This is a genomic window from uncultured Thioclava sp., assembly GCF_913064665.1.
Lineage (GTDB): Bacteria > Pseudomonadota > Alphaproteobacteria > Rhodobacterales > Rhodobacteraceae > Thioclava > Thioclava arctica.
The window spans coordinates 1-14,301 of sequence record NZ_CAJYBT010000009.1 but is presented as its reverse complement, the minus strand read 5'-3'; the positions used below and the strand labels follow the sequence as shown (position 1 = coordinate 14,301).

Sequence of the window (14,301 nt, the reverse complement as noted above, 5' to 3'; positions counted from 1 at the left end):
TGCGCTGTTTGCATGGCTCCAATCTCTGACTGAATAGGCATTTTAGAGCGCGGCAAACAGCGTCGATAGCCGCTTGGCCTCATCCGCCAGCCCCCAAGGCGGATTGATCACGAACATCCCCGAGCCAATCATGCCATGTCCGTCCCGCGCGGGTGGAAAATCGACCTCATGGCTCAACGCGTCGGGGAAATTCGCGGCCAAATTTGCCACCATCGCGCGTTGCATTCCCGAGGCCAGACGCGGATACCAAAGCGCGATCACCCCAACGTTCCACTTTTTTGAGACCTGCGCCATGACACGCGGGATCGCATCATAATCGGATTTCACCTCATAAGAGGGATCAATCAGCATCAATCCGCGCCGTGGCGTTGGTGGGCTCAGCGAAATCGCCATCTCCAACCCATCCGCCTTATGCAAGATCGCGCGCCTGCGCCCGATCGCCTCGCGCAGGGCCTCATATTCCTGCGGATGCAATTCGCACAGATGCAGCGTATCGCTGCGCCGCAACAGCGCTTGCGCGATCAGCGGCGAACCGGGATAGGCCTGTGCACCATGCGCCGCGCGCACCGTTTCCAGCGCGCGCGCATAGGGGTGCTCGGGCGCAAACCAGTCCAGATCGGCAATCCGCGCAATCCCCGCCGCCGCCTCGCCGGTTTTCACTGCTTCCGCCCCATCCAGCGCATACAACCCGCGCCCGGCATGGGTCTCGATATAGCTCAGCGGCTTGTCCTTGCGCGTCAGATAGTCAAGCGCGCAAGCTAATAGCGCATGCTTGTGCACATCGGCCAGATTTCCCGCGTGATAGGCGTGTTGATAAGACAGCATCGGCAAACTCCTTGCAGACTACCTGCCCGCCCGGCCGGGCACGCGCAAGCCCCCTTCATCTAGCAAGAAATACTCCGGGGGAGGCCGCAGGCCGGGGGCAGCGCCCCCTTTTGTTTGCACATGTCGCCATCCGGCGACGGGGGCAGCACCCCTAACGCAGCTCCAGACACAAAAAAACGGCGGCACCCAGGGAGGAGGAGGGTGCCGCCGTCTTTAGCTACCTCGGGTCTCAGGGAGGAGGAGAGACCCTTCGGTATGATCGACGCCACTCCAGGGAGGAGGAGAGGAGTGACATCGCAGCCTCGGGTCCAGGGAGGAGGAGAGGACCCTCGGTATTCCTTGTGGCGACACCCTCAGGGAGGAGGAGAGAGGGTGCCGCCGAAACGATCGGCCCAGGGAGGAGGAGAGGGCCTTTCGTATTAAAGTGGAGCATTTGCTCCGGTGTTCAAGTGCTGCGCTGCAGCATGCGACAGCCTGTCGCAGTTTGCCCGCTGAAGAATAGGCGGCGACCTCAGGGAGGAGGAGAGAGGTCGCCGCCTTCTCAGCGCGATTCCCAGGGAGGAGGAGAGGGAACCGAGCAGCTCGTTCCGGCATCAAGGCATCGCGCCAAGTCGGGCCGGTATCTTTGTGGCGACACCCTCAGGGAGGAGGAGAGAGGGTGCCGCCGATTTCCGAGCCTCAGGGAGGAGGAGGAGAGGCTCAGGAATTCAATTACTTGCCGTATGCGGCCTCATAGGCCACGCGGGTGATCATCGAGGCATGCAGCCCCAGATCGTCCAGCTCACGCCCATTCAGCGAACGCAGTTCGCTCAACGTCTGGCGGTACACTTTACGACGTGCCAGCGCCTCGGAAATTTTGGTCATGACGCCGCTTAGGCCATGTTCAGAGATACGAATGTCTTGTACGAGTGCCATTGCTTTAGCCTCACTCTTTCCTACTGGGCCCGTGCGGATTTTCCGTCTTGAGGCCCGTGTCTGTTACGATGCGTTTTCTATCGCGTTGGCCTTAAGATGAGGTGAATGCTGCGATTGCACAATGGCGGAGGTGGGCAATGCCGCTATGCAGAAAATGCATAACCGATTCTGACCCATTTTGGGGCCATTTCGGCAAGATATGTGCGCAGCTTCAGTTTTGGCGGTGGGTTTCCTGACCTTTCAGATAGGTTCGCCCCTTGAACCCCGAGGCAAAAACGCCACAGTCGGCGCGAAACGGGCCAGCAAGACATCTGCGCCCGGAAAATGAGCAAGGAGAAATTTGCATGGCTTTGGGCAAAGAAGAGGTGCTGTCGGCGCTGCAAGGGGTGGCTTTGCCTGGCGGTGGCGATGTGGTGAGTCGCGATCTGGTGCGCGCGTTGGCGGTGCAGGACGGCACGGTGCGATTTGTGCTGGAAGGGGCGGCGCAGCCCGAACTGGAGGCGATGCGTCCCGCGCTCGAGGCGGCTGTGCGCGCGCTGCCCGGTATTATTAGCGTGACGGTCGTTGTGCCCGCAGGCCCGCCGCGCGGGCTTGGTAACACGGCGCAACAGCAAAAAGGCCCCGCGATTGGCGGTCATGCCAAGCCGCAATCGGGGCCGCAAAAAGTACCCGGCGTGAAAACGATTCTCGCGATTGGCTCGGGCAAGGGGGGCGTGGGGAAATCCACCGTCTCTTCAAACCTTGCTGTCGCGCTGGCACGCGCGGGCAAGAAGGTCGGGCTGCTGGATGCCGATATCTATGGCCCCTCACAGCCACGCATGATGGGCGCCACGAAACGCCCCGCCTCTCCCGATGGCCAGACGATCCTGCCGTTGCAGGCTCATGGCGTCACCTTGATGTCGATCGGCTTGATGCTGAAAGAGGATGAGGCGGTTATCTGGCGCGGTCCGATGTTGATGGGCGCGCTGCAACAGATGCTGTTTCAGGTGAAATGGGACGAATACGGCCCGCTGGACGTGCTGTTGATCGACCTGCCGCCCGGGACAGGGGACGTGCAGCTTAGCTTGTGTCAGAAAACCACGCTGGACGGTGCGATCATTGTATCCACCCCGCAGGACGTGGCGCTGTTGGATGCCAAGAAGGCAATCGACATGTTCCGCCGCCTCAAGGCCCCCATCGTCGGACTGATCGAAAACATGTCTACCTATATCTGTCCCAATTGCGGGCATGAGGCGCATCTGTTTGGCCATGGTGGGGTTGCTGCCGAGGCGGCGCGGCTGGATCTGCCCTTCCTTGGCGCGTTGCCGCTCGACCTTGAGGTGCGATTGGCCGGAGATTCGGGTACGCCGATCGCTTCGGGGGAGGGGCCGGCTGCGCAGAGTTACGCTGTATTGGCGCAGGGCTTGATCGCTCAAGGGCTGATCTGACCGCGAAAAGGGTCTCTTATAGAGAGGGAAAGCGGCGTCCTTTTGGGGCGCCGTTTTTCTATCTGACGCGGCGTTTGGGTGAGACATGGGAATTCATGGCACAGTATATGGGAAGTCACGGGGGTGTTTTCGGTCCGTGACGGGATTTCGCGCCGAGATTCGGAGGAGTCACGCGCTAATCACGTTGAATATGGCCGAATCACGGTTGCGTGATGGGGTGTGATATTTGGCTCTGAGGGGATGATCCGGGGGTATCAGGGCGAATTCTGGGATTTTATGGGGAAAAATCGGAAAAAATTTGGAACTAATTTATATCTATATGTGGTGTCATTCGTCGACATGACGTCAACAATTAGTAGAATTCACCTACTAAGCTTTGTTTTTAAGGCGACTCCGCCGCAACATCTAGGTCAAAAAGAGCAAGTTTTTTGTTGCGTGCCATGAATTCCCGTGGCATCCCTTGTTCATCGGAAGCGAAAACAAACGAGGCACTAAGACCTCACGGCGAAATGCAGGTTTCATACAGGCTCTCGCTTCACGAAAACAAAGAGATCCGGCGCGCGGGCGAGCAGACATCCCCCCAGGTGGCGCGTGTAGTCGGACATACCCAGTGATGGGACGAGGGCGGCGGATTGAGCAGTGGCAGCAGCTCAGTCCGCCGTTTTCCATTCGGGGCCTTCGGGTCAGGGACAGGTTAAGGAGCGCGCGGTTTGGCGGGCATGTTCATAGGCGAATACACCTTCAAGGTGGACAGCAAGGGTCGCGTGTCGATTCCCGCCCTGTTTCGTCGTGAGCTCGAAGAGGGCGACCCCCAGCGCCCCAATGTTGACCGCCCGCGCATGGTTATCGTGTTCGGCTCTGACAGCCAGAAAATGCTGCAAGTCTATACCCAAACAGCCTTTGAGACTTTGGCCGCGGATATCGCCGCGATGCCGCGCGGGTCGAAAAACCGCGTGATGCTGCAACGTCTCGTGCTGTCGAAATCGCACCCGACCGAGGTTGACCCGGATGGGCGCCTGGTATTGCCCGCCGCGCTGCGCACGAAGATTGCGCTGGAGGGCGAGGCGAAATTCACCGGGGTCGGTGAGACCTTTGAAATCTGGAAACCCGAAACCTTCGACGCCGTTGACGCGGCACAGACCGAGACTTGGGTCGAAGAGCAGGGTGAAGATTTCGACCCCCTCAGCTTGCTATACGCGGAGTGAGCGATGTCGGATCGGGACGCCAAACCAACCGCGCCCCCCCATGTTCCCGTGCTGTTGCGCGCGCTGCTCAAGGCGGTTGCGCCGGTCTCGGGAACCTGGATGGATGGCACTTTCGGGGCAGGGGGCTACACGCGCGGTCTGCTTGAGGCAGGCGCGGATAAGGTGATCGGCGTTGATCGCGATCCCGCCGTGTTCAAGATGGCGCAAAGCTGGCGCGATGAATATGGCGACCGGCTGGAGCTGGTCGAGGGCACATTTTCTGACATGGACCGCTATAGCGATGTGCCGCTCGATGGGATCGTTCTGGATCTGGGCGTCTCCTCGATGCAGCTCGATCAGGCCGAGCGCGGGTTTTCCTTCATGCGCAACGGCCCGCTCGATATGCGGATGTCGCAAGAGGGCCCCTCGGCCGCCGATCTGGTCAATAGCCTGGATGAGGCCGAGCTGGCCGATATCCTGTTCCAATATGGCGAAGAGCGCGCTTCGCGCCGCATCGCCAAGGCCATTGTGGCCGCGCGCCAAGGCACCCCGTTTGAGACCACAGCGCAGCTTGTGCAGGTGATCGAATCTTGCCTGCCGCGCCCCAAGCCCGGCCAAAGTCACCCCGCCACGCGCAGCTTTCAGGCGATCCGCATCGCGGTGAATGACGAATTTGGCCAGCTGATCGCGGGGCTGGAGGCCGCAGAACGTGCGCTCAAACCCGGCGGGCAACTCGCCGTGGTCAGCTTTCATTCGCTCGAAGATCGGGTGGTCAAACGGTTTATGGCGGCGCGCGCTTCGACCGGGGGTGGCGGCTCGCGCCATGCCCCGATGGGCGACACCCGCGTTCCCGCATTCGAGATTACCGTCAAGGGCGATGGTCCCGATGATGAGGAGCTGGCGATCAACCCGCGTGCGCGCTCGGCCCGGCTGCGCGTGGCGCGGCGCACCGATGCACCCGCTATCGCCACCGACCGCAGCCAGTTGGGTCTGCCCGGGCTGGTCGTCGGATCGAAGAAAGGACGCCGCCGTTGAGACATCTTGCTTATCTTGCTACGGCTTTGGGGGTCATGGCGCTTGCGTTCTGGGCCTATCACGTCAATTACGACACGCAGGATCGCGTCGATAATCTGCGCGATCTCAACCGTGAAATTGCGTCGTTGAACGAGGGGCTGTCGGTGCTCAATGCCGAATGGGCTTATTTGAACCGCCCCAAGCGGTTACGCGAACTTGTTAATCTGAATTTCACCGCGCTCAAACTGCTGCCGATGACGCCCGAGCAATTCGGTACCGTTGCCGAAATCGCCTATCCGACCCCGCAGATGGAGCCGATCTCGGCCCCGATCGAGGTCAGCAGCGCCCCGCAGGAGGATCGCTGATGCGCACGCCGCTTCGCCCTCTTGCTCGCATCCTGAACGCGCGCGCCAAAGGCGAAAATACCGATGCGATCGAGCGCGAAAACCGCCGTCTGCGCGGCGAGGTCACGCGCGATGATGCCCGCCAGCGCGCCGAGGGGCGTCTTTTGGTGATGTCGGTGCTGTTTCTGGCGGCGTTTCTGACGGTGGGTCTGCGGATGGGGTCGTTTGCCGCCGCGCGCCCCGAAGAGCCCCAAACCGATGGCCCGCGCGTGGCGATCTCCGCCCAACGCGCCAATATCGTGGATGATAAGGGCCGCGTTCTGGCGACCAACTTGCTGACGCATGCGCTTTATGCCCAGCCGCCGCTGATGATTGATCCGATGGGCACAATCGACAAGCTGGTCAAGATTTTCCCCGATCTCAACCGCGACCGGTTGATCAAGGATTTCACGGGCGGGCGCAAATTCGTCTGGATCAAAAAGCAGATCTCGCCCGAGCAGATGCAAGCGGTACATGACATCGGCGATCCGGGGCTGCTGTTTGGCCCGCGCGAGATGCGCCTTTATCCCAACGGTCATTTGGCGGCCCATATTCTGGGCGGCGCGCGCTATGGCGCTCAGGGGGTCAATTCGGCCGAGATTCTGGGCGTCGCGGGGATTGAGAAAGACTATGATAGCTGGCTGCGCGACCCGGCCAATGGCGGCAAGCCGCTGCGCCTGTCGATTGACCTGACGGTGCAAACCGCACTGGAAGATGTGCTGGCAGGTGGCATGAAGCTGATGAATGCAAAGGGCGCGACGGCCGTGCTGATGAAGGTCAAGACCGGAGAGATCGTCGCGATGACGAGCCTGCCCGATTTCGACCCCAATGATCGTCCCGCGCCGCTGCTCAAGGGCGATCCTTCGGACAGCCCGTTGTTCAATCGCGCTGTGCAGGGCGTGTATGAACTTGGCTCGACCTTCAAGATCTTCGCTGTGGCGCAGGCTTTGGGCGAAGGGCTGGTAACGCCAAACACGATGATCGACACCAAGCCGTTCCGCTTTGGCGGCTTCACGATCCACGACTTCCACAATTACGGCAAGCAACTGTCGGTCACCGATATCCTTGTGGAATCGTCCAATATCGGCACCGCCCATATCGTGCAAAAGATCGGCCCCGCAGCGCAAAAGGCGTTTTTGGGCAAGCTGGGCCTGCTTGAGCCGACCCCGGTCGAGCTGATCGAGGCCCCCACGGGGCGTCCGATCGTGCCGAGTAAGTGGTCTGAGATGTCTTCGATGACGATCGGCTATGGTCACGGCCTGTCCGACAGCCCGCTGCATCTCGCCGCTGCCTATGCCACGATTGCCAATGGCGGCAAGCGGGTGCTGCCCACGCTGATTGCGAAAGGCGGCCCGCGCAAAGAGGTGAAACAGCAATTCGGCGCTCCTGAGGGGGCGCAGGTCGTTGCGCCGGACGTGGCGCGTAAGGTGTTGGCGATGATGCGCGCCGTGGTGACTCGGGGCACGGCCAGCTATGGCGATGTCGCGGGCTATCAGGTCGCCGCCAAGACCGGCACCGCCGACAAGCCCGACCCGCAAGGGGGCTATTACGACAAGAAGGTGATCTCGACCTTCGCCGGAGTATTCCCGGTCACGAACCCGAAATATGTGCTGGTGCTGACGCTGGACGAACCCTCTGACACCTCGGGCAAGACCCCGCGGCGCACCGCAGGCTGGACGGCTGTGCCCGTCGCCGCCGAGGTGATCCGCCGCGTCGCGCCCTTGATGGGGTTGCGCCCGGAACCGACGACCCCCGATGTGCTGGACGGGATCTCGCTGGTGAAAGCCGACTAAGCCGGGCACACGGTCGCACACAGAGCCGTGCCCAGTGCGTCCCGCCGCCTTGACCTTGGCAGACCGGGCCATGATAAGAACTGCGGGCTGAGTGAGGAATAAAACGATATGGCCGCAGGCACCAAGATGCTAAGCGAGTTGGGGCTGACGCCGTTGAACGGGCCGGACCGTCCGGTGTCGGGGCTGTCGGTGGATAGCCGTCAGGTCAAGCCCGGCCATCTGTTCGCAGCCCTTCCCGGAAGCAATATGCACGGCGCTGAATTTGTGCCCTACGCGTTGCGCATGGGCGCGGGCGCTATCTTGACCGATCGCGCCGGCGAAGGCGTGGCGCGCGCCGCACTTGCGGGCACCGATGTCGCCATTGTCGTGACCGAAGACCCGCGTCAGGCGTTGGCCTTTGCGGCGGCACTTTGGTTTGGCCGCCAGCCCGAGACGGTGGTCGCGGTGACGGGCACCAATGGCAAGACCAGCGTGGCCACATTTACCCGCCAGATCTGGCAAGAGCTGGGGCTTGAGGCCTCCAATATCGGCACCACGGGCGTTGAGGGCAGCTATACCGCGCCCTCGCCCCATACCACGCCTGAACCCATCACCCTGCACCGATTGCTCAGCGATATGGCGGAAACAGGTGTGACCCATGCCGCGATGGAGGCCTCCTCGCATGGTCTCGCGCAGCGCCGCCTTGACGGGGTAACGCTGACCGCGGCGGCGTTCACGAATTTCACGCAAGATCACCTCGATTATCACGCCAGTTTTGATGATTATTTCGCTGCCAAGGCCGGGCTGTTCACCCGCGTTCTGCCCGAGGATGGCGCGGCGGTGATCAATCTCGACGATCCCAAGGGGCGCGAGTTGGCGAAATACATCGTCGCGCGCGGTCAGGAACTGATCGGGATCGGCACTGGTGATGATTGCGAGATGCAGATTCTCGGGCAGCGCTATGACGCGACGGGGCAGGATGTGCGCTTTGCCTGGCAGGGCTGGACGCAGATGACCCGCCTGCCGCTGATTGGCGGATTTCAGGCGATGAACGTGCTTAGCGCCGCCGCCCTTGCCATTGCGTGCGGGGCCGAGGCCGAAGAGGTGTTCGCCACCTTGCCGCGCCTGACCACCGTGCGCGGGCGTATGCAACTGGCCGCGACGCGCGAAAACGGCGCCACCGTCTTCGTCGATTATGCCCATACGCCCGATGCGGTGAAAACCGCGTTGTCCGCGCTGCGCCCGCATGTGATGGGCCGCCTGATTGCGATTGTCGGGGCGGGGGGCGATCGTGATGCTACGAAGCGCCCGCTGATGGGGCAGGCGGCGCATAAGAATGCCGATCTGGTGATCGTGACCGATGACAACCCGCGCTCGGAAGACCCCGCCGTGATCCGCGCCGCCGTGATGCTGGGCGCGCCCGAGGCGATGGAAGTGGGCGATCGCGCCGAGGCAATCTTGCGCGGCGTCGATGCGCTGCAACCCGGAGATGCGCTGCTTGTGATGGGCAAGGGTCATGAAAGTGGGCAGGTCATCGGCAGCGATGTCTACCCGTTTGATGATGTCGAACAGGCGAGCCTTGCGGTGGCTGCTCTGGATGGGAAAATCTGATGTCGGTGCTCTGGACCTCTGAGGATGCGGCGGCGGCGACCCGAGGGCGCGCCACGCAACGCTTTGCCGCCACGGGCATTTCCATCGACACTCGCACGATCCGCCCCGGCGATTTGTTCGTGGCGTTGAAAGACGCGCGCGATGGGCATGATTTTGTGCGCGCGGCGTTGGATGCGGGGGCGGCAGGGGCGTTGGTTTCGCGTATCCCCGAGGGCTGTTCGCAAGATGATGCGTTGCTGGTCGTGCCCGATGTGCTGGACGCGCTGCAAGATCTGGGCCGCGCGGGCCGGGCGCGGGCGCGGGCGCGCGTGTTGGCGGTGACCGGCTCGGTGGGCAAAACCTCGAGCAAGGAAATGCTGCGCGCAGTGCTGTCGGCGCATGGCACCGTTCACGCCGCCGAGGCGAGTTTCAACAATCACTGGGGCGTGCCGATCACGCTGGCGCGCTTGCCGCAAGACGCCGATTTCGCGGTGATCGAGATCGGCATGTCCAACCCCGGCGAGATCGCGCCGCTGGCGAAAATGGCACGTCCGCATGCCGCGATGATCACCACCATCGCCCCCGCCCATCTTGAGGCCTTTGATGATCTGGCCGGGATTGCGCGCGAAAAGGCCTCGATCTTTGAGGGGCTGGAGTCCGGCGGCACTGCCGTAATTCCCACCGGGCTTGAGGTCAGCGATATTTTGCGCGCAGGCGCAGCGGGGGCTGCAACGATCGTGACCTTTGGCACTGCGCCGGGTTCTGATTATCACCTGATCAGCGCCCATATCGCGGGCGATGCCACGGTGGTGCAGGCCGAGCGCGCGGGCAAGCCGATGCTGTTCAAGGTGATGACGCCGGGCACGCATTTTGCCTCTAACGCCCTTGGCGTCTTGGCATTGGCCGAGGCCGCGGGCTGCGACCCAACGGTCGCTGCGATGGATCTCGGCGCTTGGGAGCCCCCGGCGGGGCGGGGCCAACGCCAGCGGATCTATATGGATATCGTGGATGAGCGCGAAAGCTTTGATCTGTTTGATGACGCGTTCAACGCCAATCCGGCCTCGATGGTGGCCGCCCTTGAGGTGCTGGCTGGCAGCACGCCGCGCGATGGGGTCGGGCGCACCGCCAAGGGTCGCCGGATCGCGTTCTTGGGCGATATGCTGGAACTTGGCCCCGACGAGCGGGCAATGCACGCAGCCCTTGCGGAACATCCTGCGATGGCGCGCGTCGATGTAGTGCATCTGGCGGGGCCGCGCATGGCGGCGCTGCGCGATGTGCTGCCGCGCGCCAAACGGGGCGAGTATTTTGAGACCGCCGCAGCATTGGCTGCGCGCGCGCGCCACCTTGTCGATCCCGGCGATGTGGTGTTGGTGAAAGGGTCCAAAGGCTCAAAGGTGAGCCTTGTGGTCGAGGCTTTGAAGAAACTGCGCCAGCCCGGCGCGCGCGATGCGCATAGGGGGAAAGAGTAATGCTTTACTGGCTCACCGATCTGTCCGATGGCGGCGGCGCGTTTAACCTGTTTCGTTATATCACCTTCCGCGCGGGCGGGGCGTTTTTCACCGCATTGCTGTTTGGCTTTATCTTTGGCCCTTGGCTGATCCGCACCTTGCGGATGCGTCAGGGCAAGGGCCAGCCCATTCGCGATGACGGCCCCGAAGGGCATATTGCCAAGGCAGGCACGCCCACGATGGGCGGTATCCTGATCCTGTCGGCGCTGTTGGTCTCGACCCTGCTTTGGGCGCGCCTGAGCAATGGCTATATCTGGGTTGTCCTGCTGGTGACCTATGGTTACGCGGCGATTGGTTTTGCCGATGATTACGCCAAGGTCTCCAAGCAAAACACCAAAGGTGTCAGCGGTAAGATTCGCCTTGGGCTTGGGTTTCTGCTCGCCCTGATCGCCTCGCTGGCCACCTGGTATTTGCACCCGGCAGAGCTGGCTGGTCATGTCGAGGTGCCCTTCCTCAAAAGCGTTGTGCTCAATCTGGGGTATTTCTACATCCCCTTCGCGATGTTCGTGATTGTCGGGTCAGCCAATGCGGTGAACCTGACGGATGGTCTGGATGGGCTGGCGATCATGCCGGTGATGATCGCTGCGGGCACGCTGGGCGCGATTGCCTATGTCGTCGGGCGCACCGATTTCACCGAATATCTGGGCGTGCAATTCGTGCCCGGCACGGGGGAATTGGCGATCTTCACGGCGGCGCTGATGGGCGGCGGGCTTGGGTTCTTGTGGTATAACGCGCCCCCCGCGGCGGTGTTCATGGGCGACACGGGCAGCCTTGCGCTGGGCGGTGCCTTGGGCGCGATCGCGGTGTGCACCCAGCATGAGATCGTCCTTGGCATCGTGGGCGGGCTGTTCGTCGTCGAGGCGCTGTCGGTGATCATTCAAGTCGCTTATTTCAAACGCACCGGAAAACGGGTCTTTCTGATGGCCCCTATCCATCATCATTTTGAGAAAAAGGGCTGGTCCGAGCCCCAGATCGTCATTCGGTTCTGGATCATTTCGCTGATCTTGGCGCTGATCGGACTGGCGACACTGAAAATCCGCTAAAGGCAGGGGTGCGCCTTTGGCGCGGCCCATCCCGTTCAAGACACGCGCGCCCTGTTGCCAACAGATCAGGCTGGTCTTGTCACTGGTTTCGTCTGCAACGCCACGGCTTTGCCCAGTCTTCGTCGAATTATAGCTGTTTGTGCACGCAGTTTTAGCGTGAGTTTGGTCAAATAGCGTCCCCCTCAACGGCGCGCTGGCGAGGGGGCACTATTGAAACAAATCTATCATCCCGAGTGGCGATTTCATCGCCAGAGTCATTGTGAGCAGCCAGGGACGTTTTCCGCGACCCTTGAGGCGATGATGCGCCCGGCCGAAAAGATGCGACCGCATCACGATGATGAATGTCGGCGGCTTTGGTGGCGCGGGCGCGAGGGCCCGCGCCCCCCGCCCCCGCTGCGTCGTCGCCCCTCAACGGCAATCCCGACGCCTGAACAGGCCGTGCCGGGGTCAATCCTGTGTCCCGGCACGTGCTAAACATAGCCGACTTTTCGGCAACGCGGGGCACCAGATGCGCAGCGCACGCGCGGTCGTGATGTGTCAAAGCCGAATGCACGGGATTTCCAAGCCCGACCGCATAGGCTAAGCAACGGGGGCAAACACCTTATGCGAGGCCCCATGTCCGTCTCTATGCTCTCCACCTTTGTGAAACCGATGCATCCCGAGGGGCGCAAATTCGTCGCCATCTTTGCGGGCATCACCCTTGTGTTGTTCCTGTTGTGGGAGCCGCTGGGCTGGATCGGTGTCGGACTGACGGTGTGGTGTTACTATTTCTTCCGCGATCCGGATCGGGTGACACCCACGCGCGAGGGGCTGATGGTCTCGCCTGCGGATGGGGTTGTCTCGCTGCTTGAACCCGCCGTGCCGCCGGTCGAGCTGGGTTTGGGCGATCAGCCGATGATGCGGATCTCGGTGTTCATGTCGGTGTTCAACTGCCATGTGAACCGGCTGCCCGCTGCAGGGCGGATTTCGAAAGTCGCCTATCGCCCTGGCAAGTTTTTCAATGCCGCGCTGGATAAGGCGAGCTCGGATAATGAGCGCAACGGGCTGGCCGTCACGCTGCCCGATGGGCGGCAATATGGCGTGGTGCAGATAGCGGGACTCGTGGCGCGGCGCATCCTGTGCTGGTCCAAAGAGGGCCAGAGCCTGATGAGCGGTGAGCGCTTTGGCCTGATCCGCTTTGGCTCGCGTCTTGATATCTATCTGCCCGAAGGGGTGACGCCGCTGGTGTGCATTGGTCAAACGATGTGTGCAGGCGAAACCGTGATCGCCGATCTCGACGGCACGGAACCGCAGCGCCAAGGCGGCGTTCGCTAAGCAACAGGGCAGGGGAGCGCAGAATGGAGCCGCATGAAAAAGACCGGATGCCGTTTTTGCAGCTTGTGCCCAATCTGGTCACGATTGCGGGGATGGGCCTTGGTCTGACCGCGATCCGCTTTACGATGGATGACCGGTTCGAATTCGCTGTGGTGCTGATCCTGCTCGCAGGGCTGATTGATGGCTTGGACGGGCTGATTGCGCGCCGTCTGCACGCGACCTCTGATTTTGGGGCGGAGCTCGACAGCCTGTCTGACTTCCTGTGCTTTGGCGTCGCGCCCGGTCTGTTGGTGTATCGGTTCGCGCTGGGAGAGACCCACGCGTTTGGTTGGATTTTCGTGCTGATCTATGCCGGGGCCGCCTGTTTGCGCCTTGCGCGGTTCAATGTGATGCGCGCCGAGCCCGAATCGATGCGTCATTTCACCGGGGTGCCCGCGCCTGCGGGGGCGGGGCTTGCGCTTTTGCCGATGTTTGTCACCTTCGCCGATCTCGGGGACGCGCGCGCTGTGCCGGCTCTGGTGGCGATCTGGCTTGGGCTGGTGGGCACGCTGATGATCTCGCGGATCAAGACGTTCTCGCCCAAAGCCTTGCGCATCCCGCGGGGGGCTGTCGGATTTGCCCTGATCGGCACGGTGATCGCGGTGGGCATGGTGTTCACCAAGATCTGGCTGCTGATGGTGATTATCGTCATAATCTATGTGGCGCTGTTGATGCCCGCGATCTGGCGTGCGCGCGGAATGATTCTGCGCGGCTAAGCCGGGCCGACTCGCCTTTGAGCGGCATGACTAAGGCGTTTCCCTGATATTAGGTCCCTTGCACGCGCGAGTCGCTTTGGAATCGCCCGTTTGCGCGCTCAAAACGCCCCCAAGACTCACCTAAAACCCCGAGATGAATCGCTTTCCCCTAGGGGAGGCGGCGCCGATCGGCTTTTCGCAGCGCTGCACTGACGGCGTGTTCGCGCTAGACGCCTGATTTTTCACCAATGAAATAAAGGGGGTGAGAAAAAAATGCGCCCGAAGTGAAAAAAGTGGTTGCGGAGTTTGGGCACTAACCGTAGAAGTCCCCTCACCGAAGCGGCACACAACGCTGCACGGGACGCCGGAAAGACCAGCAGGGCTGGAATGGATGGCACTAGGAATTCGAGGTTTAAGGGCGGGCTGCGCTTAGAGATAAGCGCTTCCGGTTCTTTTTGGCCTCACGCTCTTTGACATTGCTATTTATCTGAAGAGATATGTGGGCGGTTTGGTCGATTTCGACGTTTAACCGTAGCATATCGGCTCATTAGGATTTCGGTCCGATGATATGAGTGTCAGCTTCACTGTTTGT

The 14,301-nt window shown here is 61.6% G+C and carries 12 protein-coding genes; 10 read left to right on the top strand and 2 right to left on the bottom strand.

The genetic code is table 11. The features are described 5' to 3' along the window. Nucleotides 1–42: 42 nt before the first annotated feature. Nucleotides 43–825: a 23S rRNA (adenine(2030)-N(6))-methyltransferase RlmJ gene (rlmJ, locus tag QZ571_RS05365; RefSeq protein ID WP_295532683.1), complete on the bottom strand. Its 783-nt coding sequence runs from the start codon at nt 823–825 to the stop codon at nt 43–45. Between the two features lie 711 nt (nt 826–1,536). Further along, nucleotides 1,537–1,689, bottom strand: a complete 153-nt coding sequence (locus tag QZ571_RS05360; RefSeq protein WP_295532776.1) for a DUF1127 domain-containing protein — start codon at nt 1,687–1,689, stop codon at nt 1,537–1,539. A 395-nt stretch (nt 1,690–2,084) separates the two neighbouring features. On the opposite strand from QZ571_RS05360, the gene QZ571_RS05355 reads away from it, so the two are divergent. The 10 genes from QZ571_RS05355 (at nt 2,085) to pssA (ending at nt 13,730) form a co-directional block, all read left to right on the top strand. Continuing rightward, complete coding sequence (locus tag QZ571_RS05355) at nt 2,085–3,167, top strand: Mrp/NBP35 family ATP-binding protein (RefSeq protein ID WP_295532682.1); 1,083 nt, start codon at nt 2,085–2,087, stop codon at nt 3,165–3,167. 719 nt (nt 3,168–3,886) lie between these two features. Next, nucleotides 3,887–4,372: a division/cell wall cluster transcriptional repressor MraZ gene (gene mraZ, locus QZ571_RS05350; RefSeq protein WP_295532681.1), complete on the top strand. Its 486-nt coding sequence runs from the start codon at nt 3,887–3,889 to the stop codon at nt 4,370–4,372. Nucleotides 4,373–4,375: 3 nt separating this feature from the next. Beyond that, nucleotides 4,376–5,386: a 16S rRNA (cytosine(1402)-N(4))-methyltransferase RsmH gene (gene rsmH, locus QZ571_RS05345; RefSeq protein WP_295532680.1), complete on the top strand. Its 1,011-nt coding sequence runs from the start codon at nt 4,376–4,378 to the stop codon at nt 5,384–5,386. Further along, nucleotides 5,383–5,730: a cell division protein FtsL gene (locus QZ571_RS05340; protein ID WP_295532679.1), complete on the top strand. Its 348-nt coding sequence runs from the start codon at nt 5,383–5,385 to the stop codon at nt 5,728–5,730. The genes rsmH and QZ571_RS05340 overlap by 4 nt, the downstream gene beginning before the upstream one ends. After that, complete coding sequence (locus tag QZ571_RS05335; protein WP_295532775.1) at nt 5,727–7,541, top strand: penicillin-binding protein 2; 1,815 nt, start codon at nt 5,727–5,729, stop codon at nt 7,539–7,541. Before QZ571_RS05340 ends, QZ571_RS05335 begins: the two co-directional genes overlap by 4 nt. Nucleotides 7,542–7,649: 108 nt before the next feature. Further along, nucleotides 7,650–9,131: a UDP-N-acetylmuramoyl-L-alanyl-D-glutamate--2,6-diaminopimelate ligase gene (locus QZ571_RS05330; protein WP_295532678.1), complete on the top strand. Its 1,482-nt coding sequence runs from the start codon at nt 7,650–7,652 to the stop codon at nt 9,129–9,131. After that, the gene (murF, locus tag QZ571_RS05325) at nt 9,131–10,579 is read left to right on the top strand and encodes a UDP-N-acetylmuramoyl-tripeptide--D-alanyl-D-alanine ligase (protein WP_295532677.1); all 1,449 of its coding nucleotides are present in this window, start codon (nt 9,131–9,133) and stop codon (nt 10,577–10,579) included. The genes QZ571_RS05330 and murF overlap by 1 nt, the downstream gene beginning before the upstream one ends. Beyond that, nucleotides 10,579–11,661, top strand: coding sequence for a phospho-N-acetylmuramoyl-pentapeptide-transferase (gene mraY / locus QZ571_RS05320; protein WP_295532676.1), 1,083 nt, complete (start codon nt 10,579–10,581; stop codon nt 11,659–11,661). The genes murF and mraY overlap by 1 nt, the downstream gene beginning before the upstream one ends. Before the next feature lie 615 nt (nt 11,662–12,276). Beyond that, nucleotides 12,277–12,975: a phosphatidylserine decarboxylase gene (locus QZ571_RS05315; RefSeq protein WP_295532675.1), complete on the top strand. Its 699-nt coding sequence runs from the start codon at nt 12,277–12,279 to the stop codon at nt 12,973–12,975. Between the two features lie 23 nt (nt 12,976–12,998). Beyond that, on the top strand, nt 12,999–13,730 hold the full coding sequence (gene pssA / locus QZ571_RS05310) for a CDP-diacylglycerol--serine O-phosphatidyltransferase (RefSeq protein WP_295532674.1): 732 nt from the start codon (nt 12,999–13,001) through the stop codon (nt 13,728–13,730). The last annotated feature ends 571 nt before the right edge of the window (nt 13,731–14,301 follow it).